This is a genomic window from Paraburkholderia sp. SIMBA_030 (assembly GCF_046535245.1).
GTDB lineage: Bacteria > Pseudomonadota > Gammaproteobacteria > Burkholderiales > Burkholderiaceae > Paraburkholderia.
Window position 1 is genome coordinate 1 of record NZ_JAWRXB010001552.1, and the last position, 239, is coordinate 239.

Annotated in this window: 1 protein-coding gene; it reads left to right on the forward strand. The window is 49.4% G+C overall.

Annotated elements, in window-relative coordinates:
• A partial coding sequence (locus SB772_RS45225; RefSeq protein WP_410839179.1) for a hypothetical protein occupies positions 1-235 on the forward strand: 235 nt, incomplete at its 5' end.
• Between the last annotated feature and the right edge of the window lie 4 nt (positions 236-239).

Genomic DNA, 239 nt, shown 5'->3' on the forward strand with positions numbered 1-239 from the left:
CCTATGCCGCCGTACTATCGTCAGCGCCAAATACTCAATCTCCACGTGGAGATTAACAGGCGCCATTCGTCAGGAATCTACAGCCACGTCAAAACGAGCGCTAACGCCCGTGCTCGATCCGAACCTGCCGTCAACGCAGCATCCAACGATCAGAAGATCAGGGGAAATAGAGCGGTCGAAATTTACCTATGTATTTTTATTGGGTAAATTTCGCCAGATTTTCTTGCGAGACTGAGCAT